This is a genomic window from Mycobacterium sp. OTB74 (assembly GCF_029892685.1).
Taxonomy (GTDB): domain Bacteria; phylum Actinomycetota; class Actinomycetes; order Mycobacteriales; family Mycobacteriaceae; genus Mycobacterium.
The window spans coordinates 61498-87403 of the sequence record NZ_JARXVD010000013.1 but is presented as its reverse complement, the minus strand read 5'-3'; the positions used below and the strand labels follow the sequence as shown (position 1 = coordinate 87403).

General features: G+C 66.0%; 25 protein-coding genes and 1 pseudogene. 15 read left to right on the top strand and 11 right to left on the bottom strand.

Annotated elements, in window-relative coordinates:
- The first annotated feature begins 29 nt into the window (after nt 1–29).
- Nucleotides 30–1133, top strand: a complete 1104-nt coding sequence (gene gcvT / locus M2432_RS17885) for a glycine cleavage system aminomethyltransferase GcvT (protein ID WP_280828167.1) — start codon at nt 30–32, stop codon at nt 1131–1133.
- A gap of 149 nt (nt 1134–1282) precedes the next feature.
- The gene (locus tag M2432_RS17880) at nt 1283–2401 is read left to right on the top strand and encodes a branched-chain amino acid aminotransferase (RefSeq protein ID WP_280828166.1); all 1119 of its coding nucleotides are present in this window, start codon (nt 1283–1285) and stop codon (nt 2399–2401) included.
- Here the strand turns inward: M2432_RS17880 and M2432_RS17875 are convergent.
- The 4 genes from M2432_RS17875 to M2432_RS17860 are packed head-to-tail and all read right to left on the bottom strand — an operon-like array spanning nt 2398 to nt 5391.
- Complete coding sequence (locus M2432_RS17875; RefSeq protein ID WP_280828165.1) at nt 2398–3120, bottom strand: adenosylcobinamide-GDP ribazoletransferase; 723 nt, start codon at nt 3118–3120, stop codon at nt 2398–2400. The two genes, M2432_RS17880 and M2432_RS17875, sit on opposite strands and share 4 nt — an antisense overlap.
- Nucleotides 3117–4175 carry a nicotinate-nucleotide--dimethylbenzimidazole phosphoribosyltransferase gene (gene cobT / locus M2432_RS17870; protein ID WP_280828164.1) on the bottom strand — a complete coding sequence of 353 codons (1059 nt, stop codon included), beginning with the start codon at nt 4173–4175 and terminating at the stop codon, nt 3117–3119. Before cobT ends, M2432_RS17875 begins: the two co-directional genes overlap by 4 nt.
- On the bottom strand, nt 4172–4699 hold the full coding sequence (locus M2432_RS17865) for a bifunctional adenosylcobinamide kinase/adenosylcobinamide-phosphate guanylyltransferase (RefSeq protein WP_280828163.1): 528 nt from the start codon (nt 4697–4699) through the stop codon (nt 4172–4174). Before M2432_RS17865 ends, cobT begins: the two co-directional genes overlap by 4 nt.
- 5 nt (nt 4700–4704) lie before the next feature.
- Nucleotides 4705–5391, bottom strand: coding sequence for a DUF3043 domain-containing protein (locus M2432_RS17860; RefSeq protein WP_280828162.1), 687 nt, complete (start codon nt 5389–5391; stop codon nt 4705–4707).
- Between the two features lie 61 nt (nt 5392–5452).
- On the opposite strand from M2432_RS17860, the gene M2432_RS17855 reads away from it, so the two are divergent.
- Complete coding sequence (locus M2432_RS17855) at nt 5453–6523, top strand: glycerate kinase (RefSeq protein WP_280828161.1); 1071 nt, start codon at nt 5453–5455, stop codon at nt 6521–6523.
- Between the two features lie 95 nt (nt 6524–6618).
- On the top strand, nt 6619–6987 hold the full coding sequence (locus tag M2432_RS17850; protein ID WP_280828160.1) for an iron-sulfur cluster assembly accessory protein: 369 nt from the start codon (nt 6619–6621) through the stop codon (nt 6985–6987).
- 24 nt (nt 6988–7011) lie between these two features.
- On the opposite strand, the gene M2432_RS17845 is transcribed toward M2432_RS17850, so the two are convergent.
- Nucleotides 7012–7737 (bottom strand): hypothetical protein, encoded by a 726-nt coding sequence (locus tag M2432_RS17845; protein ID WP_280828159.1) that lies wholly within the window; start codon nt 7735–7737, stop codon nt 7012–7014.
- A 193-nt stretch (nt 7738–7930) separates the two neighbouring features.
- Here M2432_RS17845 and M2432_RS17840 point away from each other — a divergent pair, with 193 nt between their 5' ends.
- Nucleotides 7931–8905, top strand: coding sequence for a carbohydrate kinase family protein (locus tag M2432_RS17840; protein ID WP_280828158.1), 975 nt, complete (start codon nt 7931–7933; stop codon nt 8903–8905).
- A gap of 46 nt (nt 8906–8951) precedes the next feature.
- Here M2432_RS17840 and asnB read toward each other — a convergent pair whose 3' ends face one another.
- A complete protein-coding gene (asnB, locus tag M2432_RS17835) occupies nt 8952–10916 on the bottom strand; it encodes an asparagine synthase (glutamine-hydrolyzing) (protein ID WP_280828157.1) in 1965 nt (654 codons plus the stop codon).
- 138 nt (nt 10917–11054) lie between these two features.
- Between asnB and M2432_RS17830 the strand changes: the two genes are divergently transcribed.
- The 5 genes from M2432_RS17830 (at nt 11055) to M2432_RS17810 (ending at nt 14875) form a co-directional block, all read left to right on the top strand.
- On the top strand, nt 11055–12095 hold the full coding sequence (locus M2432_RS17830) for a cytochrome c oxidase subunit II (protein WP_280828156.1): 1041 nt from the start codon (nt 11055–11057) through the stop codon (nt 12093–12095).
- 11 nt (nt 12096–12106) lie between these two features.
- Nucleotides 12107–12526 (top strand): cytochrome c oxidase subunit 4, encoded by a 420-nt coding sequence (locus M2432_RS17825; protein ID WP_280828155.1) that lies wholly within the window; start codon nt 12107–12109, stop codon nt 12524–12526.
- Nucleotides 12527–12705: 179 nt separating this feature from the next.
- Nucleotides 12706–13536 carry an MmpS family transport accessory protein gene (locus tag M2432_RS17820; protein ID WP_280828154.1) on the top strand — a complete coding sequence of 277 codons (831 nt, stop codon included), beginning with the start codon at nt 12706–12708 and terminating at the stop codon, nt 13534–13536.
- The gene (locus tag M2432_RS17815; protein ID WP_280828153.1) at nt 13536–14213 is read left to right on the top strand and encodes a DUF2561 family protein; all 678 of its coding nucleotides are present in this window, start codon (nt 13536–13538) and stop codon (nt 14211–14213) included. The genes M2432_RS17820 and M2432_RS17815 overlap by 1 nt, the downstream gene beginning before the upstream one ends.
- 191 nt (nt 14214–14404) lie before the next feature.
- A complete protein-coding gene (locus M2432_RS17810) occupies nt 14405–14875 on the top strand; it encodes a hypothetical protein (protein ID WP_280828152.1) in 471 nt (156 codons plus the stop codon).
- 115 nt (nt 14876–14990) lie between these two features.
- On the opposite strand, the gene M2432_RS17805 is transcribed toward M2432_RS17810, so the two are convergent.
- From M2432_RS17805 to M2432_RS17790, 4 genes are read right to left on the bottom strand one after another with little or no spacing between them, the layout of a single operon-like run.
- On the bottom strand, nt 14991–16634 hold the full coding sequence (locus tag M2432_RS17805) for a cytochrome bc complex cytochrome b subunit (RefSeq protein WP_280828151.1): 1644 nt from the start codon (nt 16632–16634) through the stop codon (nt 14991–14993).
- Nucleotides 16631–17794 carry a ubiquinol-cytochrome c reductase iron-sulfur subunit gene (locus tag M2432_RS17800; protein WP_280828150.1) on the bottom strand — a complete coding sequence of 388 codons (1164 nt, stop codon included), beginning with the start codon at nt 17792–17794 and terminating at the stop codon, nt 16631–16633. The genes M2432_RS17805 and M2432_RS17800 overlap by 4 nt, the downstream gene beginning before the upstream one ends.
- Nucleotides 17791–18633, bottom strand: coding sequence for a cytochrome c (locus tag M2432_RS17795; protein WP_280828149.1), 843 nt, complete (start codon nt 18631–18633; stop codon nt 17791–17793). Before M2432_RS17795 ends, M2432_RS17800 begins: the two co-directional genes overlap by 4 nt.
- A 35-nt stretch (nt 18634–18668) precedes the next feature.
- Nucleotides 18669–19280 (bottom strand): heme-copper oxidase subunit III, encoded by a 612-nt coding sequence (locus M2432_RS17790; protein WP_280828148.1) that lies wholly within the window; start codon nt 19278–19280, stop codon nt 18669–18671.
- 69 nt (nt 19281–19349) lie between these two features.
- Here M2432_RS17790 and trpD point away from each other — a divergent pair, with 69 nt between their 5' ends.
- The gene (trpD, locus tag M2432_RS17785; protein ID WP_280828147.1) at nt 19350–20432 is read left to right on the top strand and encodes an anthranilate phosphoribosyltransferase; all 1083 of its coding nucleotides are present in this window, start codon (nt 19350–19352) and stop codon (nt 20430–20432) included.
- Here trpD and M2432_RS17780 read toward each other — a convergent pair.
- Nucleotides 20370–22196 (bottom strand): annotated as a pseudogene (locus M2432_RS17780) (DEDD exonuclease domain-containing protein); the annotation flags it as partial. The gene trpD and the pseudogene M2432_RS17780 overlap by 63 nt on opposite strands.
- A gap of 149 nt (nt 22197–22345) precedes the next feature.
- On the opposite strand from M2432_RS17780, the gene M2432_RS17775 reads away from it, so the two are divergent.
- The 4 genes from M2432_RS17775 to M2432_RS17760 all read left to right on the top strand — a co-directional run bounded on the left by M2432_RS17775 (nt 22346) and on the right by M2432_RS17760 (nt 25901).
- Nucleotides 22346–22600, top strand: a complete 255-nt coding sequence (locus M2432_RS17775) for a hypothetical protein (protein ID WP_280828146.1) — start codon at nt 22346–22348, stop codon at nt 22598–22600.
- 154 nt (nt 22601–22754) lie between these two features.
- The gene (ripC, locus tag M2432_RS17770) at nt 22755–23894 is read left to right on the top strand and encodes a peptidoglycan hydrolase RipC (RefSeq protein ID WP_280828145.1); all 1140 of its coding nucleotides are present in this window, start codon (nt 22755–22757) and stop codon (nt 23892–23894) included.
- An 80-nt stretch (nt 23895–23974) separates the two neighbouring features.
- On the top strand, nt 23975–24754 hold the full coding sequence (locus M2432_RS17765) for a peptidase (protein WP_280828144.1): 780 nt from the start codon (nt 23975–23977) through the stop codon (nt 24752–24754).
- A gap of 10 nt (nt 24755–24764) precedes the next feature.
- On the top strand, nt 24765–25901 hold the full coding sequence (locus M2432_RS17760; protein ID WP_280828143.1) for a glycosyltransferase family 4 protein: 1137 nt from the start codon (nt 24765–24767) through the stop codon (nt 25899–25901).
- Nucleotides 25902–25906: the final 5 nt, after the last annotated feature.

Sequence of the window (25906 nt, the reverse complement as noted above, 5' to 3'; positions counted from 1 at the left end):
GGGGGCTGCGCCCATTAGGCTCACGTGGCGTGAGCGAACTGCTGCAGGGCCCGCTGGAAGACCGTCACCGCGAACTAGGCGCAAGTTTCGCTGAATTCGGCGGCTGGTTGATGCCGGTGTCGTACGCCGGGACCGTCGCCGAGCACAACGCGACCCGCGAAGCGGTCGGCCTGTTCGACGTCAGTCACCTGGGCAAGGCGCTGGTGCGTGGTCCCGGTGCGGCGGAGTTCGTCAACTCGGCATTCACCAACGACCTGCGCCGGATCGGACCGGGCAAAGCGCAATACACGTTGTGCTGCAAGGAGGTAGGCGGCGTCGCGGGAGTTGTAGACGACCTGATCGCCTACTACGTCAGTGACGACGAGATCTTCCTGGTGCCCAACGCGGCCAATACCGCAGCTGTGGTTGCCGAGTTGAAGCGGCACGCTCCCGCAGGCCTGACCATCACCGACGAGCACCGGTCCTACGCCGTGCTGGCAGTGCAGGGGCCCAAATCGGCCGAGGTGCTGACGGTGCTGGGTCTGCCCACCGAGATGGATTACATGGGCTACGAGGACGCTTCGTATGAGGGCGTTCCGGTGCGGGTGTGCCGCACCGGCTACACCGGTGAGCACGGCTACGAGCTGCTGCCCGAGTGGGACCGCGCCGGTGCGGTGTTCGACGCCCTGGTCTCCGCGGTGAAGGCAGCCGGCGGCGAACTGGCCGGGTTGGGCGCCCGCGACACCCTGCGCACCGAGATGGGCTACCCGCTGCACGGACATGAACTGTCTCTTGGCATTTCGCCGCTGCAAGCCCGCTGCGGCTGGGCCATCGGTTGGAAGAAGGACGCCTTCTGGGGCCGCGACGCGCTGTTGGCCGAGAAGGAAGCCGGACCGAAGCGGACGCTGCGCGGTCTCAAGGCGGTGGGTCGTGGCGTGCTGCGTGCCGACCTGACGGTGCTTGACGGCGACACGCCGGTCGGTGTGACGACGTCGGGCACGTTCTCGCCGAGCCTCAAAGTGGGTATCGCACTGGCGTTACTGGACACCGCGGCAGGTATCGGCGACGGCGCACGGGTGAACGTCGACGTACGCGGCCGGGCACTGGAGTGCGAGGTCGTGGCGCCGCCGTTCGTGGCGGCGAAAACGCGGTAGGGGCGAGCGGAGCGACGGGGAGAAGCATTAGGGGGCGAGCGGAGCGACGGGGAGAAGCATTAGGGGGCGAGCGGAGCGACGGGGAAATGCACTAGGGGGCGAGCGGAGCGACAGGGAAATGAATTAGCCACGGGCTATACAATCGGCGTATGACCGATGGCCCCCTCGAATTTGCGCTTGCCCATACGGATAACCCGACAAGCAGCGAAGTAAGGGACCAGATCCTGGCCGATCCTGGATTCGGCAAGTTCCACACCGACCACATGGTGGCCGTCGACTACACCACCGATCGCGGCTGGCACGACGCCCGGGTCATTCCGTACAGCCCCATCGAATTGGACCCGTCGGCCATCGTTCTGCACTACGCGCAGGAAGTCTTCGAAGGGCTCAAGGCCTACCGCTGGAACGACGGATCCATCGTCTCGTTCCGGCCCGAGGCCAACGCCGCCCGGATGCAGGCCTCGTGCCGACGGCTGGCCATCCCGGAACTGCCCGAGGACGTCTTCGTCGAGTCGCTGCGGCAGTTGATCGCCGTGGACGCCGACTGGGTGCCCGCAGCCGGCGGTGAGGCGTCGCTGTACCTGCGGCCGTTCGTCATCGCCACCGAGCCGGGCCTGGGGGTACGGCCGGCCAACGAGTACCGCTACCTGGTCATCGCCTCGCCTGCCGGGGCGTACTTCAAGGGCGGTATCAAGCCGGTCTCGGTTTATCTGTGCACCGAGTATGTGCGGGCCAGCCCCGGCGGCACCGGAGCAGCCAAGTTCGGGGGCAACTACGCGGCGTCCCTGCTGGCCCAGGCCCAGGCTGCCGAGCAGGGCTGCGATCAGGTGGTCTGGCTGGACGCCATCGAGCGCCGGTACGTCGAAGAAATGGGTGGCATGAACCTGTTCTTCGTGTTCGGTAGCGGTGGTTCGGCGCGCTTGGTGACGCCCGAGCTCAGTGGTTCGCTGTTACCCGGCATCACCCGGGATTCGTTGCTGCAGTTGGCAGTCGACGCCGGGTTCGCTGTCGAGGAACGCAAGATCGACGTCGACGAGTGGCAGAAAAAGGCCGCCGAGGGGGAGATCACCGAGGTGTTCGCCTGCGGTACGGCCGCGGTCATCACTCCCGTGGCGCACGTCAAGTACGGCAGTGGCGATTCGGCGGGCGAGTTCACCATCGGCGACGGCCAACCCGGTGAGGTGACCATGGCGCTGCGCGACACCCTGACCGGTATCCAGCGCGGCACCTTCGCCGATACTCACGACTGGATCACCCGACTGGGTTAGTGGACGGCCAGTCCGAGCGCAGTCAGTGTCGTCGTCACCTCGACGGCGGCACCCAGCACGTCGCCGGTGATCCCGCCGAAGCGCCGAACGCAATGCGCCACCAGCAGCGTCGTGACGCCCAGTGCCACCAGAACCGTCACCGGGCCCTGCCACTGCCGCGGCGTCGTGCACGCAGATGCGCCGGCCAGTGCGACGATCCATAACGCCACCACCCAGGGTGGCTGAGTGCCGGCGACCACCGCGCCCAGCGTGCTGCCCGTCGCGGCCGGCACTGATCGGCGGCACGCCAGCACCACTGCGACCCGGCCGGCTGTCACCGCCACCACCACCGCCGCGGGACTGACCGCGGCGAACGTCAAACTTTGGATGCCGATGGTCACCACGATGGCCGCCACCCCGAACGGGCCGGCGGTGCCGCCGCGCATGACGGCCAGCGCCCGTTCCGGCGGGCCGTAGCAGCCGAGCGCGTCGACGGTGTCGGACAACCCGTCGATGTGCAGACCCCGGGTAAGCAGCAGGAGTGCGGCCACCGCCAGCAACCCGGCCAATGGACCAGGTCCGAAACTACGCGAGGCTCCCCACACCACTGCGGCCGCGACGCTGCCAAGCGCCACGCCGACGACCGGAAGTGCAGTCAGCGTCCCCCGCCCGAATGGCCGATAGCTGCGTATCGGCAGTATCGTGCCGAACGCGAAAGCCGAAGCGAGGGAACCGATCACGAGCTCTTGTCGGACACGCTGGCTTCCCCGAATGTCGCCATCGATGCCAGGGTCTGTACCGCGGCCCGCAGCACCGGCAACGCCACTGTGGCGCCGCTGCCTTCGCCCAAGCGCATGCCCAGGTCGAGGATCGGGGTCATCTGCAACCGCTGCAGTGCCACGGCGTGTGCGGGTTCGGTCGACAGGTGACCGGCTTGCCACCAGGCCTTCGCACCGTGGGCCAACCGGTCGGCGACCAGCGCCGCAGCCGTCACCACCACGCCGTCGAGTAGTACCGGGGTACGGCGCATGGCCGCTTGGGCCAGGAACCCGGCCATGGCCGCGATATCCGCGCCGCCACAAACCCCAAGCAGCGCAACTGGATCCGCTTTCACCAGACGGGCGCGGAACAACGCGTCCCGAACCGCGGCGGTCTTGCGGGCCCAGCCCGCGTCGTCGATCCCGGTGCCACGGCCGATCACCGTCACCGGCTCGGACGCGGTCAGTGCAGCGATCAAAGTGGTTGCCGGAGTGGTGTTCCCGATGCCCATGTCGCCGGCGATCAACAGATCGGCGCCGGCGTCGACCTCTTCGTCGGCGATGGCCCGGCCCGCGGCGATGGCCGCCACGGTTTCCTCGGCGCTCAGTGCATCCTCGACGGCGATGTTGCCGCTGCCGCGCCGAATCTTGTGTGCGCCAACCGCTGCAGAGTGCGGGTCAGCGTCGACGGCGATGTCGGCGACCCGGACCGTAGCTCCCGCGACCTCGGCCAGCACGTTGATGGCCGCGCCGCCCGCTTCGAAGTTGGCCACCATCTGACCGGTCACCTCGGCAGGAAACGCCGATACCCCCGATTGCGTGACGCCGTGGTCCCCGGCGAACACCACGATGCGGGCGCGCCGGAAATCCTTTGGCGGACAGGAATCTTGGCAGGACGCCACCCAGATAGACAGTTCTTCCAGTCGGCCCAGCGAGCCGGGCGGTTTGGTCAGCATGTTCTGCCGGGCGCGGGCGGCCTCGGCCGCTTCACGGTCGGGCGGGGTCAGGTCGGGAAACTCGGTGCGCGGATCGTTCATCGGAGCTCCTTGATGGTCAGTGGTTGGCCGGCCACGACCAGCACCACGCGGTCGCACACTGCGGCAAGTCGCTGGTTGAGGGTGCCCAATTCGTCGGAGAACCGGCGGCCCGAATCGGTGAGGGGCACCAGGGTCAGCCCGACCTCGGGGCTCACCAGGGCCAGTGGCTGCGTGAAATCCTCTACCGCAGAGGCCAATTCAGCGACGTCGTGGTCCACTGAGCCGCCTGTCCAGGCGTCCTGTCGATCCATGGCCGTCACCAGCCAGCCGCCGATGTCGTCGACGAGCAGTGGAGTCGTTGACCTGCGCAATTCGGTTGCGACATCAGCAGACTCGACCGTCGACCAATGTGCGGGGCGGCGGTGTCGGTGAGTTGCCACCCGCGCCGCGAAGTCTGCGTCGGTGCCGACGACGCCCGTGGCCAGGTAAGTGACCGGCTGATCGGGGGACAGTGCATCGGTCAAAAGCTGCTCGGCCCACTGCGACTTGCCCGACCGGATACCGCCGAGCACCAGGGTCCGCACCGGCGTCAGGTTACCTTGTCGCCGCGCTTGACCTGCGGCCGCGGAACTCGCATCCGGCGCAGCTGCGACGCCCTGCTGGCTGCGTAAAACCCTAACTTCCAACCAGTTTCGGTGTTGCCCGGGAACTTCGCGTCGACCATCTTGTTCACCAGTCGGCCCACCAGGACGCCGTCGATGGCCATCACCACCATCAGCACCAGCATGGCGATGGACAGCAGGCCCTGGGTCTGCACCGGAGGCAGCGCCATCATGAAGAACACCAGCGCCAGGGCCGACGGCATGAATAGGCCCAGCACGTTGCGGCGGGCGTCGACTATGTCACGGACGTAGCGCTTCTCCGGACCCTTGTCGCGGGGCAGCAGGTATGCCTCGTCGCCGGCCATCATCCTCTCGCGGCGGCTGTCCATGTCGGCGCGGCGCGCCAGCCGCTCGGCCTTGCGCTCTTCCTTGGTCTGGGAGTTGCGCAGTTCCTTGCGTCGCTGCCGCGCTTCGGCCGAGGTCATCGGCGCAGGTGCCACCGGGCCGCGCTTGCGGGTGGTTTCGCTGCGCTTGGGCGTGGGACGACCCTTGGGCGCGGTGGTTCCGGTCAACGCAGTCCCGTCGTCGTCGGCACCCACGGTTTCGGTGATGTCGGCAGCGGAGCTCTCGTCACCGGAGTCGGAGATGTCCTTCTTACGGCCCAGCAGATTCACACATGTCAGGTTACTTGCCGCTCACGCTGCGACAGAACCGGCGGCGGCATAACCTGCCGGGATGACCGCGTCCCGCGTCCTGCAGGTGCTGATCGCACCCGACTGTTACGGCGACAGCCTGACCGCGGTGCAGGCCGCCGACGCCATCGCCGCCGGCTGGGGGAGCGTGCGCGGCGCCGACACCCTCGTCCACGCCCCGCAGTCCGACGGTGGCCCCGGATTCGTCGATGTATTGGCCAGCCGGCTGGGCGAGCTGAGGTCGATTCGGGTGTCCGGACCGCTCGACGAGGACGTCACTGCGCACTGGGTGCTGCACGCCGGTACCGCTTACCTGGAATGCGCGCAGGCCTGCGGGCTGGCGCTGCTCGGCGGGCCGCCCACGGTGCACACCGCTGTGGCCGCACACAGCTGTGGCGTCGGGCAACTGCTGGACGCGGCGTTATCTGCTGGTGCGACCCGGGTTGTGGTCGGTCTGGGCGGAAGCGCCTGCACTGACGGTGGACGCGGCTTGGTCGAGGCGCTTGGCGGGCTGGGAGTCGCCCGCCGCAGACTGACCGGTGTCGAACTTATTGCGGCGACGGACGTCGAGCACCCGTTACTGGGGCCGATGGGTGCCGCCGCGGTGTTCGGCCCGCAGAAGGGCGCCGACCCGCATACCGTCGAACAGCTGGAACAGCGCTTGGCGGACTGGACGGGTGAGCTGAACGCGGTCGCCGGGCGCGATATCAGCGTCGAGCCGGGTGCGGGAGCGGCCGGGGGTTTGGGGGCCGCGCTGTTGGCGCTCGGAGCTCGCCGGGCCTCCGGAGCTGCGGTTATCGCCGAACAAACCGGTCTGGCAGACGACCTGGCGGCTGCTGATCTGGTCATCACCGGCGAAGGACGGTTCGATGACCAGTCTCTGCACGGCAAAGTGATCAGCGCGTTGGCCGCTGGGGCGCGCGCGCACGACATTCCGGTGTTGGTGCTGGCTGGTCAAGTGACGCTGACCCCGGCCACTCTGGCGTCCGAGGGAATCGCGGCAGGCTATTCGATCGCCGACCACGCGGGTTCGGTGGAATTGGCCATCGCCGACGCCGCGAACCAGCTCACCGGCCTGTCCGCAGTGGCAGCCGGGGACTGGCGCGACTGCTAACTGTGCGCTCGGAGTCGGGAATACCGCCCCGACAAGGTACCGTTGAGGGTGCCTGGGTACTAACCAGGAAATCGAGTGCGCACCAGGGAGATGCAATGACTGTTGAGGACACGACCAGCACCGGTACCTCGACCGAGACCCACGGCGTGATCCTGACCGATGCCGCGGCTGCCAAGGCCAAGGCACTGTTGGATCAGGAAGGCCGTGACGACCTGGCGCTGCGTATCGCGGTTCAGCCGGGCGGTTGCGCCGGCCTGCGCTACAACCTGTTCTTCGATGACCGCAGTCTCGACGGCGACCTCACCACCGAGGTCGGCGGCGTGAACCTGACGGTTGACCGGATGAGCGCGCCGTACGTGCAGGGCGCCACCATCGACTTCGTCGACTCCATCGAGAAGCAGGGCTTCACCATCGACAACCCGAACGCCACCGGTTCGTGCGCGTGCGGCGACTCGTTCAACTGACCCGCTGATCGGCCGTCGGACCAGCTACAGCGAGTCCGACGGCCTCGGCAGATACGAGCACACCAGCGACTCGCGCTTCTGCACCAGAATCTGGGCCACCGCTTGGACCTCGCCTTTGGTCTGCGCACTGCGGAATCCGCGCCCGGAAGGCGTCACCTTCATGGTGAACAGCACCTGGGCCTGATGCGGCGACAGCATCACAATCGAGTCGATCGACGAGACCTGAGCCTGGCTGAATTGCCGACGGAACGCGTCGCTGGCCAGGTTGGCCACCGCGAGGTCGGTGGAGTGGTCTTTGATTCCGTCGTACAGCCCGCACAGCGAGTGCCGGGCGATAGCTTCCTTGTCCTGGTGCTGTAGCGCATCCAGGTAGCTCTGAATGGCCGTCTTCGCCCTGTCAGCTGCCAGCCCGCCGTGGGCCTCGGCGCTCTTGAGCGCGAATACGACACCACCGACCAGGGCTGCAACCGCGGCGACCACGGCCGTGCCGATCAAAAATGTGCGCTTCGAGTTGCGAGGCGGGGCCGTGTACTGCACCGGTGGGGGCAGGGCTCCGGGGTAGGCCGTAGGCCCGTATTCCGGGTACGGCAGCGGATAGGTCGCATAGGGCGGCTGGATGGAACCCTGAGGGAAACCTTGAGCCGGGGTCGGGGTGCTATCAGGTCCGGGGGCGCTGGGTACGCCCTGCGGTGAATTTCCCGGATCCTGCTGGGGCGGGAACGATTCGGGGTGCGAAGATGCGCCGTCCATGTTGTCTTCAAGGCTAGCGCACCGTTTCCCGCCGACCGGGAAAAGCGTTAGGTACCCTCGGCCGGGGAGTCGGACTTTCACATGAGTCGGCGAAACGCGCGCCGAAATTTCGTAGACCGTCTAAGTTTGACGATCCAAGCTTGCCCCATTCGTGCGCGACGACTTCGTGCCCGACCAAGAAGGATGACGCTTCGTGACCATTGCTGTGACCGGATCAATCGCCACCGACCACTTGATGCGCTTCCCGGGGAGGTTCGCCGATCAGCTGCTGGCCGACCACTTGCAGAAGGTGTCGCTGAGCTTCCTGGTCGACGACCTGGTGATTCACCGCGGTGGCGTCGCCGGCAACATCGCCTACGCCATCGGCCTCCTGGGCGGCAGCCCGGTGCTGGTTGGTGCCGTCGGTAAGGACTTCACTGAGTACCGCAGCTGGCTGACCTCGCACGGGGTCGACTGCTCGCAGGTGCTGGAGTCGGAGTCCGCCTACACCGCGCGCTTCGTCTGCACCACTGATGACGACATGGCGCAGCTGGCATCGTTCTACCCGGGTGCCATGTCCGAGGCACGCAACATCAAACTCGCCGATCTGGTGGCGGCCCAGGGTGAGCCCGAACTGGTGATCATCGGGGCCAACGACCCCGAGGCGATGTTCCTGCACACCGAGGAATGCCGCGCCCTGGGGCTCAAGTTCGCCGCCGATCCCAGTCAGCAGCTGGCCCGGTTGTCGGGCGAGGAGATCCGCCGGCTGATCGACGGTGCCGAGTACCTGTTCACCAACGACTACGAGTGGGACCTGATGCTGCAGAAGTCCGGCTGGTCCGAGGTTGAGGTGATGAAGCAGATTCAGCTCCGCGTCACCACGCTGGGGGAGAAGGGCGTCGACATCGTCGGGCGGGACGGCACCTTCGTGCACGTCGACGTGCTGCCCGAAACCCACAAGACCGACCCCACCGGCATCGGCGACGCCTTCAGGGCCGGCTTCCTGACCGGCCGCGGTGCTGGCCTGAGCCTCGAGCGGGCCGCGCAGCTGGCGTCACTGGTGGCCACCCTGGTGCTGGAGGCATCCGGTCCGCAGGAGTGGACCCTGGACAAAAAGGCTGCGGTGCAGCGCCTTTCGGATGCCTACGGCGCTGACGCCGCGAGTGAGATCGCTGCGGTCCTCGGTTAGACGCGCTCTGCCAAAATCGACATTTGGGCGGGAAAGTGCGGGAGAGTTACAGCTCGACGGGGTAGACCGGCTCGCTGATCTGCGGGGTGACGGTGCCCTCGATGAAGATGGCATGCCACAGCATGAAGATCAGCACCGTCCACAACCGGCGACTGTGATCGCTGACGCCGGTGCGGTGCTCCTCGAGCATCTGCCGCACCGCGTCGCGGTTGAACAGATAGTCGGTCTGAGACGCGTTGAGGGTGGCGTGCGCCCACTCAAGTAGTTCTCCCGAGCGCAGCCAGTGCCGGATAGGCACCGGGAAGCCGAGCTTCGCCCGGTTCAACACATGCGCCGGCACGATCGGCTCCAATGCCCGCCGAAGCGCGTACTTGGTGGTGGTTCGTGTGATCTTCTGGTCGTACGGCAGCTTCGACGCCACCTTGAAGACCTCGGGGTCCAGGAACGGCACGCGCAGTTCCAGTGAGTTGGCCATGGTCATCTTGTCGGCCTTGACCAGGATGTCGCCGCGCAGCCAGGTGAACAGGTCCAGGTGCTGCATGCGGGCCACCGGATCCCAGCCGGCCGATTCGGCGTAAATCGGTGCGGTCACGTCGGTGTGGGTCCAAGCCGGGTTGAAGTGGGTCAAGGTGGCGCGCAGTTGATCGTCGGAGAAGCTGCGAGCGTTGCCGTAATACCGCTCCTCGAGCGTCAGCGACCCGCGGTGCAACAGACTCTTGCCGCGCATGCCGTCCGGCAATGACTTGGAGGCCTTGCCGAGTCCGCGTCGCAGTCCGCGGGGAACGCGGTCGAAAGCCTTGAGCGACAACGGTTCCCGATAAATAGTGTAGCCACCGAACAACTCGTCGGCACCCTCGCCGGAGAGCACGACCTTCACGTGTTTGCGGGCTTCGCGAGCGATGAAGAACAACGGCACCAAGGCCGGGTCGGCGACCGGCTCGTCCAGATACCAGACGATTTCCGGGAGCGCATCGACGAACTCGGCCTGGCTTACCACCTTGGTCACGTGCCGCGCCCCGATCGCTTCAGCCGAGGCCACCGCGACGTCGACCTCGGAGAAGCCCTCCCGCTCGAATCCGGTGGTGAAGGTGATCAGTTTCGGGTTGTGCCGCATGGCAAGTGCGGCGATCGCGGTGGAGTCGATACCGCCCGACAGGAAGGCGCCCACCGTCACGTCGGCGCGCATGTGCTTGGCGACCGAATCCTCCAGCACCGCGGTGATCTCGTCGTACCGGGCCTGCTCGGAGCCTGCGGCAAAGGGCACCGTGGAGAACGTCGGCCGGAAGTAGCGGGTCACGTCGGGTTGCTGACCCGGCCGGATCCGCGCGTAACTGCCGGACTCCAGCCGGCGGATGCCGCGCTGCAGCGTCTCGGGTTCGGGCACGTACTGCAGCACCGTGTAGTGCTGCACCGCACGCTCGTCGATGCTCAGGTCGACACCGGCTCGTGCGGCCAGTTCCAGCACGCACTTTTTCTCGCTACCCAGGATGGTGCCGCCCCTGCCGGTCGCCATGTACAGCGGCTTGATGCCGAAAGGGTCACGCGCGCAGAACAATTCGCAGGTCTCGGTGTCCCACAGGGCGAACGCGAACATGCCGCGCAGCCGGTTCAGGGCGGCGGTGCCCCAATGGTGGTAGGCCGCGACGATCGTCTCACTGTCGCCTGCGGTCGCGAATTGCGCGCCGAACTCGGCCCCCAGTTCTTCCCGCAGCTCCAAGTAGTTGTAGATCTCGCCGTTGAACACCAGGGCGTAGCGGTCCGGTGACTCGGGCGGGCCCCAACGCAGCGGTTGATGGCTGTGCGCAATGTCGATGATGGAGAGCCGGTTGAAACCGAAAACCACTGAGTGCGCATCGGCCCGGACGGTGGTGTCTGCCCACGCGCCCGACTCGTCTGGGCCACGGTGACGCATCTGGTGAGTGGCGTCAGAAACCGCATTCACCAGGTCGGCCGACGGCTCGGCAGTGGGGTCGGCAAGAGGGTCGGCCAGATAGGCCAGCAGTCCGCACACGGCGCCAGTATGCCTGTTCAGGCGGGTGAGTTCAGAACCGCCGGAATGGTTTGGCCGGTCGCTTCGCTCGGCGCGCGAGGCGTGGTCTACGCTGCGTAGTATTCGCCTAGCTTCACCGACTCCTAGGAGGGCCTCAACGTGACCGCTCGCGGGCTCCGGTTGGTGGCGTTGTCCGCCATTCTTGGCGCGTCGACGCTGCTGCTCAGTGGGTGCAGCTGGCAGGACGTATTCGGTCTTGGTTGGCCGACCGGTATCACCCCGGAAGCTCATGCAAACCGTGATCTGTGGGTGTGGTCCGTCATCGCCTCGTTCGTGGTCGGCGCCATTGTTTGGGCGCTGATTTTCTGGGCCATGATCTTCCACCGGAAGAAGAAGGGCGCCACCGAGTTGCCCCGCCAGTTCGGCTACAACATGCCGCTGGAATTGGTGCTGACCGTGGTTCCGTTCCTCATCATCTCGGTGCTCTTCTACTTCACCGTCGTGGTGCAGGAGAAGATGCTGCACAAGGATCCCAACCCTGAGGTCACCGTCGACGTCACGGCCTTCCAGTGGAACTGGAAGTTCGGCTACCAGAAGGTGGCGTTCCACGACGGCAGCTTCAACTACGACGGTGCCGACGCAGCCCGCAAGGCCGCCATGAAGTCCAAGCCCGAGGGCAAGGACGAGCATGGTGAGGAGAAGGTCGGTCCCATCCGCGGCCAGAACCCCGAGGACCGCACCTACCTGAACTTCGACAAGGTCGAGACCATCGGAACCAGCACCGAGATTCCGATCCTGGTGCTGCCCAAGGGCAAGCGCATCGAGTTCCAGATCGCCTCGGCCGACGTGGTTCACGGCTTCTGGGTACCGGAGTTCCTGTTCAAGCGTGACGTCATTCCGAACCCGCAGGCCAACCACTCCGACAACGTCTTCCAGGTCACCGAGATCGAGAAGACCGGCGCTTTCGTCGGGCGTTGCACCGAGATGTGCGGCACCTACCACTCGATGATGAACTTCGAAGTGCGCGTGGTGGATCCGGCCGACTTCCAGAAGTACTTGCAGTACCGGGTGGATCACCCGAAGGCGACCAATGCCGAAGCACTCCAGTCGATCGGACTGCCGCCCACCGCGGTGACCACGCACCCGTTCGATACCCGTCGTGGTGAGCAGGTCGGCGCACCCGCCCAGGCGAGCAAGTAGGGAACTACACCATGCATATCGAAGCCCGGTTGTTTGAACTCCTGACTGCCTTCTTTGCGTTGGCGTCGATCGGTTACGGCGTCTTGACCTCGATGTTCGCTGACGGTGGCATCGAATGGGCCGGCCTCACCGCTTTGGTGCTCAGCACCGGTCTGTCGCTGATCATCGCCACGTTCTTCCGGTTCGTGGCCCGCCGCCTGGACACCCGTCCAGAGGACTACGAGGACGCCGAGATCTCCGACGGTGCCGGCGAGCTGGGTTTCTACAGCCCGCACAGCTGGTGGCCCATCATGATCGCGCTGGCGGCGTCGACCACTGCAGTTGGTATCGCATTGTGGCTGCCCTGGCTGATTGTTGCCGGTGTCTGCTTCGTGCTGGCCTCGGTCGCTGGTCTGGTCTTCGAGTACTACACCGGTCCGGAGAAGCACTGACCTCGCGGTGACCGGCGTCTGATCCTCTTGGTCAGGTCACAACCGTGCGTCAGTTGTCGGCCCGTCGGCATCATGGTGTCCTTACCGGTTTCCGGTTGGGTAGTGTTGCCGCGAGGTACGGTCTGCCGTAGCTACGGCGACGCTGCGCCCATGGAGCAGTCGAGAGGGATAGGCGTTAGGTGAGCGAGTCACATTCAAAGGACTCGGACGATTCGGCCTCGGACGCATCGAGCACCGGCGAGACCGAGATCTATTCGAGGGCGTATTCAGCGCCTGAGTCCGAGCATTTCACCAGCGGCCCATACGTGCCGCCGGACCCAGGTCTCTACGACTACGACAGCTATGAGGCCAAGCCAGGTAGCGCAGAGCCGGCGGCGGACATGCCTCCGCCACGCTGGCCCTGGGTAGTCGGCGTCGTAGCGATCATCGCCGCGATCTCGCTGGTCGCCTCGGTGGCGATCTTGGTGACCCGAAACACCAGCTCTGAGAACGCGGCGACACCGACCACCAGTACGACGACGTCCGCGCCGCCGTTCCAGGACGAGTTCACCACCACGACCACACCACCGCCTCCGCCGCCAAAGACAACGACGACGGAGGAGCCGCCACCACCGCCCCCGCCGCCATCCACGGTGACGGTGACGCAGCCGGCGCCCCCGCCGCCGAGCCCGGAGCCTCCACCCCCGTCGACGCCGGCCGCGGCCGCACCGCCGCCGCCGACCACGACGACCCCAGCCGGGCCGAAGTACGTCACGTACACGGTGTATGGCACCAAGGCGCCACTGGACCGGATCTCGGTGACCTACACCGACGCTTCCGGACACCAGCGCACCCAACAGAACGTTTACATTCCTTGGACGATCACCCTGACACCGATCTCGTTGTCTGAATACGGGTCGGTACAGGCGTCCAGCTTGTTGCGGCTGAGTCACCTGAACTGCACCATCACCACCAGTGACGGCCAAACCATCGCCTCTTCGCAGAACAACGATTGGCAGACGAGCTGTTGATGCCCACCCAATCTGAATCCGCGTTCCGATCACGAGTGACCGGCGCAACTCCGGATCAGTTCGACCGGATCCTGGTCGGCGTCTGCATCGGCGCCTGGCTGGCAGCGCTGGGCGCGGGGGTGGCGGCCGTCGTGGCGCTGGTCGACCTGGGCACCAGGCATCCAAACGGTTCGGACGGATCGCACACGCCGTGGCTGTTGTACGCCGTCATTGGCGTGTCACTGGCTGTGATTCTTGGCGCCATTCCGTTGCTGCTGCGGGCCCGACGTGCGGGCCAGGGCCCACCGCGGCCGCTGTTCGGTGGCTCGGCGGAGCCGCCTCGCGAGGAGACTGCTGGTTTCGGTGACACTGGAAGAACCAGCCTGCGGTCCTTCAACGACCCGGTGGTGCGTCGGTATTCAGCGTCGCCGGCGACCAGCATGTTGGGCTTCCCGGTAGCCGCTGTCGATCGCTTGTGGCTGCGCTGCACGGCGGGGATTGTGGCCGCGATGGGTGCTGCCACATTGTTCGTTTTCCTGGCCACCTACATGATGGCCGACAGCCACGATCAGCTGTCCTGGATCCTGTACGGGCTGGCTGCCGTCGTCACGGCAGCGATGGTCGGCATTCCGTGGTACTGCCTGCGGGAATTGCATGTGGTGCTGGACGAATCGGCCGAGTCGGCGCGCACCGCCTGATTTCTGTTCGGCCTTCCGTTGGTCCTGCGCTGAGGGATCTCAGTACTCGGCATTTGCCGCCCAGATTGCGGTCTCAACGTCATCTACTGCGACAAGTCGGTGCACACCACGATTTGAGTACTCGGCTACTCGCGACTACGGCGCCCAGCAGAAATAGCGTCACCTTCACAGCAATCTTGAAGGAGACAGACATGAAGTTCACACATAATCGACGAATTGCGATCCGAGTAGTACGCGCCACCGCTTCGAGTGGGTTTGCTGCGATTGCGCTCGCCGCTCCCGCATCGGCAGATACCTGGCATGAGCACTTCGCGGTGGATCAGTGCACGAAGCCATGGACTCAGTGGTGCAAAAACGTCGAAACTTGGACCACTCACTACCCAACGTCGTCGGACGTCTGGATCACCGCAGATCCAACCCACTGCTCCGACATCATCGCGCACGTCCGAATCGATGGCGAGGCGATGGAGTCCTACGTCTTGGGGCCGGGGCAACGTACTGCGGCGTATCGGGTGCCGGCGGGCGAGCACGAGGTCGCTGTGCAAGCTGAAGGGGTCAACGGAGGATGCAACCGCGGCTACCTGGCGGCCTGGGGCGGCACCGTGCACTTCCAGGTGTTGGGGTCCCCGCAGAATTTTGATGGCCCGAATGGGGAAGGATAGGCCGCTGGGGCCGCGGTGACGGAGCCGCGGTGGGGTAGGGGGTGCTGCACCTTCGACGCAAACGAGTTCGGCCCGGTCTGGTGTGAACCAGACCGGGCCGAACTCGTAGATCGAACTAGTGGTGGCCGTTGGAGTCGTCGGCCGGCGAAATGCCGTCCTGGTACTCCTTGAGCGCGGTGAGCGCCTTGTGCTCGGCCGCATGCTCGGCCTCGGTGAGGGCGGCCTGCTCGGACGCCGGATCGGCGAACAGGAAGCTGCCGGTACCGGGAGCACCCGCAGAGCCCAACTTGTTCATCCGCTTCGGCAGGGCGGCACCCTGGTACTCCAGCGGCAGAGGGTGGCCGTGGTCGTCGACCGGGCCCAACGGCTGGTGCAGCTCGATGTACGCGCCGTGCGGAAGCCGCTTGATGATGCCCGTCTCGATGCCGTGCTCCAGCACCGCGCGGTCACTGCGCTGCAGACCCACACACCAGCGGTAGGTGATGTAGTAGACGATCGCGGGGAGCACGATCATGCCGATGCGGCCGATCCACGTCGTCGCGTTCAGCGAGATGTGGAACTTGAGGGCGATGATGTCGTTCATCGCGGCCAGGGTCAGCACCATGTAGAAGGCAATCGCCATGGCACCGATCGCAGTACGGACCGGCACGTCACGCGGACGCTGTAGCAGGTTGTGGTGCGCGTCGTCCCCGGTGACCTTCTTCTCGATGAACGGCCATGCGATCAGCAGGGTGAAGATCAGGCCCATGAGAAGCGCCACGCCGATGACGGCCGGGATGGTGTGCCCGAACGGGTAGAACTCCCATGGCGGCCAGATACGCGCCAGACCTTCGGTCCACATCATGTAGAAGTCGGGCTGGCTACCAGCGGACACCTGCGACGGCTTGTAGGGACCGAGCTCCCAGATGGGGTTGATCTGCAGCAGACCGCCCATGATGCCGAGGATGCCGGTGACCATGGCGAAGAACGCACCCGACTTGACCGCGAACACCGGCATGACGCGCACGCCGACGACGTTCTTCTCGGTACGGCCGGGGCCGGGGAACTGGGTGTGCTTCTGGAACCACACCAGCGCCATGTGTGCACCGATCAGGGCCAGGATGACGCCCGGGATCAGCAGGATGTGCAGGGCGTACATGCGCGGGATGATGATCTGGCCCGGGAAGTCGCCACCGAACAGCGCCCAGTGCATCCAGGTGCCGATCAGCGGGATGCCCAGCGTGATCGAGGACAATGCGGCACGCAGACCGATACCGGACAGCAGGTCGTCGGGCAGCGAGTAGCCGAAGTAACCCTCGAACATGGCCAGGATCAGCAGCAGCGAACCGATGACCCAGTTGGCCTCACGCGGGCGGCGGAACGCACCGGTGAAGAAGATGCGGGCCATGTGCACCATGATCGCCGCGGCGAACATCAGTGCAGCCCAGTGGTGAATCTGGCGGACGAACAGACCACCGCGCACCTCGAAGGAGATGTCCAGCGCCGACTCGTAGGCCCGGGACATCTGCACGCCGCGCAGCGGCTGGTATACGCCGTGGTAGATGACGTCGGTCATCGACGGATCGAAGAACAGCGTCAGGTACACGCCGGTGAGCAGCAGCACGATGAAGCTGTACAGCGCGATCTCACCGAGCAGGAACGACCAGTGCGTTGGGAAGACCTTGTTCAGCTGGCGACGTACAGCGGCCGAAGGGTGATACCGAGAATCGATCGCGTTGGCCTGTGCGGCCAGCTTCGATGTCTGACCCTGTGGACTCATGATTTGCGCTCCCAGAATGCCGGTCCGACGGGTTCGATGAAGTCGCCGTTGGCGACCAGGTAGCCCTGTTTGTCAATCGTGATCGGCAGCTGCGCCAGAGCGCGAGCCGCCGGGCCGAAGATCGGCCGCGCGAAGTGCAGCGCATCGAACTGCGACTGATGGCACGGGCACAGGATGCGGTAGGTCTGCTGCTCGTACAGCGACGACGGGCAGCCCAGATGAGAGCACACCTTGGTGAACGCGAAGAAGTCACCGAAGTTGAAGCTCTCCTGGCCCTTCCGCTTCACCACCCGAGACATGTCCTCGGGCTTGATCCGGATGAGCATGACCGGATTGCGCACGCCCAGTGCGATCTCCGACAACTTGTCGTGGGATTCCAAGGTAGTGCCGTCACCGTCGGACTCACGCCACGGGAAGACGGTCTCCATGCCGCCGGCATCGAGATCTTCCGGCCGCATCTTGACGTAGGGGGACTCGCCGGGCAGTCCGGTGGCCCGGGCCAGGTAGATGGTCTCGCCGTGGAACCGGGGGGTCCAGCCGGACGTCCACAGGACCGCCGTCTTGCCCTTGGCGGTGGGAACGACAGGCTTCCACGGGTTCTTGATCAGACCACCGATGAATGCCACCGCGGTGCCGAGCCCGAATGCGCCCAGCCCGACGCCGAGGGACAGGCCGATCATCTTGCGCCGCTTGATGGTTGAGCGCTCGTAGGCGTCAGTCAGGTTGGCAGCGATGGTGGCCCGGTGAACCTCCGGGGAAGCGCCGTCGTGGCGCTCCTGAACCGAGATCTCCTCGGGGATGAACTTCTTCTGGAACAGCACCGCGCCGATGCCGATGGCCAGAATCGACACACCGAACGTCAGGCCGTAGAGCGGAGTGGCCAGTGAGTAGATGAACTCACCCTCCGAGCCGAATGGCTTGTACTCCCACGGCCAGAACAGGAACACCAGCAGCAGGGCCAGACCTGCGGCGCCACCGAGCAGCAGCCAGAGAGCGACCGACCGCTCGGCGCGCTTCTCGGCCTTGGTGCCCTCGACTGGCCAGCGGTCGCCCTTGTACAGGGTCTGGACACCGTCTATCTCGCCGCCGAGAGCGACGAGCTCGTCGCGCGACATCTCGCGCAGCTCGTCGTCGCTGGGAATGTTCACGTTGTCGCTCATGCTCGCGATCCGATCCACATAGCCACGCCGATCACGGCGACCATTCCGATAATCCACATCGCCATACCCTCCGGCGCGGGGCCGAAACCACCCAGGCCGTAACCGCCCTGGCTGCGGGCATCAGCGGACTCATGCACGTAGGCGACGATGTCGCGCTTCTCTTCCGGGGTCAGCTGCCGATCGGAGAACTTCGGCATGCTCTGGGGGCCGGTGAGCATCGCGGCGTAAACCTGGGACGGGACCTTGGAGGCCTCGCCCAGATCGGGAGCGAACTTGCCGGACGACAGTGCGCCGCCCTTGCCGGTGAAGTTGTGGCAGGAAGCGCAGTTCAGCCGGAACAGGTCGCCGCCGCGGGCCACGTTGTCACCCAGGAACGAGTGCTGATCGATCTCGCCGTTGGCTCCGCGAGGAACCTGGGGGCCGCCGCCGTTGGCCTGGATGTACGCGCCGAGCGCGTCGATCTGATGCTCGTCGAACGCGGGCGGCTTGCGGGTGGCCTGGGCCTCGCCGCGCATGGCCGGCATGCGACCGGTGGAGACCTGGAAGTAGACGGCCGCGTCACCGACGCCGATCAGGCTGGGGCCCCGGTCCTGCACACCCTGCAGGTTGGCACCGTGGCAGCTGACACACGAGGTGTCGAACAGCTGCTTACCGGTGCGCAGCAAGGCCAGTTGCGACTCGTCTGCCATCGCGACCTGGGGCCGCGGGGTCAGGGTAGCCGCCAGGCCGCCCGCCACGAGAAGTCCGAACAACAGCAGCATTGCCGTTGAGAGGCGGCGGTGTAGCCGACGGCGGCGCACTGTCGCCGGCTTTCCGGCTCCGCTGGACTTGCTGGTCATCGAACCCCTTCTCATTGGACGCATCGGCGAGCCGATCATCGTACGAAGTAGATGGTGGCGAACAACGCAATCCACACGATGTCGACGAAGTGCCAGTAGTACGACACAACAATTGCCGCGGTGGCCTGCGCCGGCGTGAACTTGCTCATCTGGGTGCGGATCAGCAGGAAGATGAACGCGATCAGACCGCCGATGACATGCAGCCCGTGGAAACCGGTGGCCAGATAGAACACCGAACCGTAGGAGCTGCTGGGGATCGTGGTGCCTTCGCTGACGAGGACCGTGTACTCGTAGGCCTGACCGGCCACGAAGATCGCGCCCATGATGAAGGTGATGACGTACCAGCGGCGCAGGCCGAAGACGTCACCGCGTTCAGCGGCGAACACGCCCATCTGACACGTGAACGACGACGCGATCAGCACCAGTGTCACCGGTACTGCCTCGGCGAGGTTCAGATGTGTGGGGGGTGGCGGCCACACGCCACCAGCCTGGGCGCGTGCAGTGAAATACATTGCGAACAGTCCAGCAAAGAACATCAGCTCGCTGGAAAGCCACACAATGGTGCCGACACTGACCATGTTTGGTCGGTTCAGCGAATGCACACGCGACGTGATCGCGGTTCCCGAGGTACCTACAGCGCTCGTCACAGCGGTAAGTATGACGCTTTGTAGTTGTTGAACTCCACCCGGGTGGCGAGATTGGCCATAATCGGTTTCGTGCCAACCACGGATCCCCGTCTGCAAGCGACCACCGACGCCAATCTCTGGCCCCAGATCCTTGGTCGGCTGACCACCGGTCAGAATCTTGCCGCCGGTCAAGCTGGATGGGCGATGGACCAGGTCATGACGGGTTCGGCAACCCCTGCGCAGATTGCCGGTTTTGCCGTCGCGCTGAAGATGAAACGGCCGACCTCGGCAGAGGTGACCGAGCTGGCCGAAGTGATGCTGCGACACGCCCGAAAAGTGCCCACCGAGGCGATCGGGACCGACCTCGTGGACATCGTGGGTACCGGAGGTGACGGTTCCAACACCGTGAACCTGTCGACCATGGCCTCGATCGTCACTGCGGCCTGCGGGGTGCCGGTGATAAAGCACGGGAACCGGGCGGCATCGTCGTTGTCCGGTGGGGCGGACACCCTCGAGGCGCTCGGCGTGAAGATCGACCTGGCGCCCGGAGATGTCGCGCGGTGCGTCGCGGAGGTCGGTATCGGGTTCGCGTTCGCCCCGCAGTTCCACCAGTCCTACCGGCATGCGTCGGCGGTGCGCCGTGAGATAGGGGTACCGACGGTCTTCAATCTGCTTGGGCCGCTGACCAATCCGGCCATGCCGCGAGCGGGCCTGATCGGCTGCGCGTGGGGCGATCTGGCCGAGGTGATGGCCGGAGTGTTCGCCGCCCGCGGTTCCAGCGTGCTGGTGGTGCACGGCGATGACGGGCTCGATGAGCTGACCACGACCACCACCAGCACCATCTGGCGCGTGCAGGCCGGGACTGTGGAGCGACTGACGTTGGACCCGGCGGCGTTCGGGTTCGCGCGGGCCGACCTGAGTGAACTCATCGGTGGTGACGCCGTTGCCAACGCAGAGTCGGTTCGTGAGGTGCTGAGCGGCAGGCCCGGTCCGGTGCGTGATGCCGTGGTGCTCAATGCGGCCGGCGCGATGGTGGCGCATGCCGGGCTAGCCAGCGACGCCCAGTGGGTGCCGGCGTGGGAACGGGGTCTGTCGCGTGCCACCGAGGCCATCGATTCCGGGGCGGCCGAGAAGCTGCTCGCGCGATGGGCCCGGTTCACCCAGAAGGTCTGACCGCTCGAGTTGTTCGGCAGCAACTCGAGCTGAGCGTGCGGTGGCGGCCCACTGCGCCAGTCGGCCGGCCGCCGCGACCGGCGTGCAGTACCCGGCCTCGGAGTCGGTGTAGGAATCGGCATCGGTACGTACGATCCGCACACCCGGGCCCGAAAGCCAACGTGCGATCAGTGCCGTCTCTTCCACCAGCGCTCCGCCCAATGGCGAATGCGACGGCAGAATCACTTGTGCCGCAGCACAAATCGCGTCGACAATCGGCATCGGCGGCACGCCTCTGCAGGCGTTACCGGCGGCAGCCAGCTGGCCGTGCCGAATGACCACCAAGTGCCAGCCGCCCGCTCCGTCGGGCCGTGCGGCGACCAACTCGCTGAGCGTGGTCAGAGTGCGCAGACGTTGGCCGCGCCATAGCCCGTCGATGGTTGTCTCGGTGCGGTCGCGGAGCCGGGCCGCGGTCTCGTACCGGCCGTCGGCGGCGAGGGTGTCGATCTGGTGCAGTGCCGCTGCCAGCGCTGAATTGTCAATGCCGGCAATATGATTGGCGGCCTCTAGGGCGATGTGCGCATATTCGGCGGCGGTGCTGCCGCGGGGCGCCGGACACCCGGACAGCTCTACTTCAGGGCATCGTGGGCCGTGTAGGGCGGTGCGCGCCAGCCGCGTCGTACAGGTCCGCACACCGGTGAACCGGGCCAGTAGCGCGGCAGCGTCCACGGCGTCGGCGCGGGCACGAAACGGGCCGACCGCACGGTCATGCTTGGGCGACCGGACGACCGAGAATCGGGGGAATGACTCGTCGGTCAGTACCACCCACCACCATCGGTGCGGGGCCTTGGAGCGCCGGTTGTACGGCGGCGCGTGCGCAGCCAGCAACCGCAGCTCGCGCACACCGGCCTCCAGTTCATGCGCGCACTCGACATGGTCGACGCCGACCGCCAGCGAGGCCATCTCCTTGATCCGGGTTCGCGGGTCGGCTCCGGTGAAGTAATGCCGGACCCGGCGACGCAGATCGACCGCGGTGCCGACGTACAGCACCTCGTCGGACGGTCCGCGGAACAGGTACACCCCTGGGCGATTCGGCAGCGCGTCGGCCAGTCGGCGATTGCGGCGTTGCGCCGGGCTGACGTCGGGCAGGAACCCGCGCAGATCGGCCAGGGTGTGCACGCCCTGATTGCCGATCCGCTCCAGCAGACCGTGCAGTACGTCGACGGTGGCCCGGGCGTCGTCCAGGGCGCGGTGCGTGGGTGTGGTGGTGGTGCGGAACAACCGGGCCAACTCGGACAGCCGCACGCTGGGGGCCTCGTCGCGGGTCAGCACCCGGCGGGCCAGCTTGACCGTGCACAGCACCGGCGGACGCGGCCAGTCCAGCTGGGCGCGCTCTGCGGCCGCGCGTAGGAAGCCGACGTCGAAGCCGGCGTTGTGGGCGACCAATACTGCGCCGCGACAGAACTCCAGGAATGACGGCAGCACCGATTCGATCCGTGGGGCATCACAGACCATGGCGGTGGTGATGCCGGTCAGCTGGACGATCTGCGGTGGGATCGCGCGGCCCGGGTCGACCAGAGTGGCCAATTCACCGATGACCTGACCGCCGCGCACCTTGACCGCGCCGATTTCGGTGATGCAGTCCCAGCCGGTCCCGTCCGGGCCGCCCTTGGCGCGGCCGCCGGTGGTCTCCAGGTCGACCACGACGAAGGTGGTGTCGCGCAACAGTGCCTCATCGAGATCGAACGCAAGCTGCTCGGCATCGGCCGCGGTGGTGCTGCCCATGAGCGTGACAGTAGGCGTGGGGACCGACAGCAAGTCACATTTGTGTAATTCGGATGTCGGGCGGGTCGTCGTTGGCGTTTTTGTCGGACCGGCTCGCTAGCGTGCGCCTCAGTCCGATGAACAGGGGTCCGACGAAAAAGGGGTGAGATATGGGACAGCTTGGTTCGGGGCCGGTGAAGATCGACTGCGACGACTGCGCAGTGCGTGGGCCGGGGTGCAACGACTGTGTTGTCACTGTGCTGCTTGGAGTGCCAGATACGTTGCTAGATGATGAGCGTCGTGCACTGGAAGTCCTCGCCGAGGCCGGTCTGGCGCCGCGATTGCGGCTCGTGCCGATCGGCCGTCCGCGCGGCGAAGACACAGGCCTGGATGTAGAAACGGGTGGGGCTGCTGGGGTTGCGTGACGACACTCACACTGTGATGCAGATTAAGCAAATCTTTCGGCGGCCTGATAAATTGGCCTCTCCCGTTGGACAACGCCGTTGCTGTTTCGTAACCTAACTGAGACCTAAGTGTTAGTTCGAAGCGCACGAACCTGCAGTTGAAGGACGCGAAATCTTGAGTCTCGATCGCCTACACCTGAACATTCGTGCCATTCAGCGACCTGTTGTCGGTGTAGTAGCGGGGCTGACGTTACTCGGCAGCGCGTTTGCTGGAAACGCACATGGTGACCCATCTGAGGATGCCGTAGCAAAGCTTCATCAACTGTCCCGCCAAGCTGAGCAGACCACAGAGGCCATGCACGCGGCCCAGATCGATCTTGATAAGAAGCTGGCAGAGGTAAAAACCGCCGAAACCAAGCATGACTCGGACGTCGCCGCCATCGATGCGGCCAAGGGGCAGCTGGCAACATATCAGACTTCCGTCGACAAAATTGCTGCGGCTCAATATATGGGTGGCCGTACCGATGGCATGAGCGCGATCTTGAACGCAGGCTCGCCGCAGCAGCTCATCGACCAGCTGTCCGTGCAGCGAGTGATGGCCACCGAGATGTCCGCACAGATGGTGAGCTTCCACGACGCCTCCGATGCCGCGACCAAGGCCGAGGCCGAGTCCGCGAAATCGGCCGCCGACGCCAAGACCGCGGCCGAGCAAGCCGCTGCGGTGCGCGCAGATCTGCAGTCCAAGCAGAGCAAGCTTCAAGTTCAGATCGCAATCGTCAAGTCTCGGTACTCCGCTCTGACACCAAACCAGCGCGAGGCGCTCGCCGCTCTGCCGCCGACTCCGCCGCCGCCGGCGGTACCCAATCCTTTGCCACCAGCGCCGGGTCAGGATCCGTCGATCGTGGCGGCCGGCCCCAATCCGCCCGCTGATGGTGCTCCGACAGTCGATCAGCCGGAGCTCGGCGGCTCCAATGCGGGTGCCATCGCCGTGCAGGCCGCGCTGACCCGGATCGGTGATCCGTACTCGTGGGGTGCCGCTGGTCCCGGTGCGTTCGACTGTTCAGGTCTGGTGATGTGGGCGTTCCAGCAGGCCGGCATCGCGCTGCCGCATTCCAGTTACGCACAGGCCGTAGGCGGTCAGCCGGTGTCGCGAGACCAGATGCAGCCCGGCGATGTCATCACTTATTACTCTGATGCGTCGCACGTGGGCATCTACATCGGCGACGGCATGATGGTGCATGCCTCGACCTTCGGCGTACCGGTGCGGGTCGCGCCGGTGGACAACGCGCCGATCCACAACGTTCGTCGTTACTGAGTCCGCAGCTACTGGGTCCGGCGCTACTGAATCCGCCACGGGGCGAGTTCCGTCCTTCCCGCCGCGCCCTGCTCGGCCTGTTGGCCGCTGAAGCGGCGGCCGCGGCATTCGTTCTTGCTCGTCGCCCCGCGCCGGCCGGTCCGTCGCCAGCGACCACACCGCCGTCCGAGCCTGCGAAGCCTGTCGCCCCCGCACCGAGCACCATCACCCTGCGTGACGGCCGGACGGTTCATCTGCTGGCACTGGGAGATTCCGCCCTGTCGGCCCGGATTGCCGCCGAGATCGGTCCAGCAGTCGAGGCCGTCACCGCGTTCTGGAGTGATGACTGGCGCCGCGAGATCACCATCATCACCACCGGCACCGACGAGGAGTTCCAGGCGCTGGCCGGGGGTGGGCCCGACATCGCCGCGTCCACGACGGTCGAACGCATCGTGTTCGCTCCCGGCGCCGCCGGGATGAGTCCTGGCGCGCTGCGAATCGTGTTGCGTCACGAGCTTTTTCACTATGCCTCGCGGTTGGTTACCGCAGCCGATGCGCCGTGGAGCCTGACCGAGGGCGTCGCTGACTACGTGGGTCGGCCACGCACTCCGGTGCCCGGCCCGGCCCGCGCGGCCGAATTCTCAGTGCTGCCCACCAACGCCGACTTCGAGGTCACGGGGGACGCCCTGGCGCTGGCCTATGACCGGTCGTGGTGGTTCGCCCGGTTCGTCGGGGCCCGGTTCGGTGACCCCGTGCTGCGCCAGTTGTACTTGGTCGCGTGCGGCGCCGGCCACCCGGACCTCGACACGGCGCTGACCCAAACCCTCGGAATTAACCGCGACACGATGCTGGCTGCGTGGCGGCAGTGGCTCAGCGGATAACCTGACCGCGATGTCACGCGTCCTGTTGCTCACCAATGACTTTCCGCCGCGCCGCGGGGGTATTCAGTCGTACCTGGAAAACCTCGTCGGCGAACTGATCGCCCGTGGGGAACACCAACTGACGGTGTACGCGCCCAAATGGAAGGGCGCACCGGACTACGATCGGGCCGCCGCCGATTCCGGGTATGAAGTCGTCCGTCATCCCACGACGCTGATGCTGCCCGAGCCGACGGTTGCCCTGCGCATGCGCAATCTGATCACCAGAAACGCCATCGACACCGTGTGGTTCGGTGCCGCGGCACCGCTGGCGCTGCTGACGCCGCTGGCCCGCGAGGCCGGCGCCACCCGGGTGGTGGCCAGCACACACGGTCACGAGGTTGGCTGGTCGATGCTGCCCATCGCACGAAATGCATTGCGCCACATCGGAAATAACGCTGATGTGGTGACGTTCGTCAGCCATTACACACGGGGCCGCTTCGCCTCGGCCTTCGGTCCGAACGCCGCGCTGGAGTACCTGGCTCCCGGAGTGGACAGCGACCGTTTTGTGCCGGACGACGTGGCACGTGCCGAATTGCGCGCCCGCTACAGGCTGGGTCAGCGACCGGTGATCGGGTGTGTGTCCCGGTTGGTGCCGCGCAAGGGGCAGGACATGCTGATTCGGGCATTGCCTGCGATCCGCCAAAGCATCGACGGGGCGGCTCTGATGATCGTCGGCAACGGCCCATACCGAGACCAACTGCATAAGCTCGCGGACCGCTTCGGCGTCACTGACCACGTGGTGTTCACCGGTGGTGTGCCCGGCGACGAACTACCCGCCCACCACGCCATGGCCGACGTGTTCGCCATGCCGTGTCGCACCCGCGGCTCGGGTCTGGACGTGGAAGGGCTGGGCATCGTGTTTCTGGAGGCCTCGTCCTGCGGAGTTCCGGTGGTCGCCGGCAATTCCGGCGGTGCGCCGGAAACCGTCGTGGAGGGCCGGACCGGACGCGTGGTCGACGGCCGGGACGTGGGCGCGATCGCCGCGGCAATCAGTGATGTGCTGGCCGACCCCGACCGCGCCACAGCGATGGGCGCGGCCGGTCGTCAATTCGTGCTCGACAACTGGCAGTGGAGCAGCAAGGGACAGCGGCTGACCGAGCTGCTGTGAGCCCG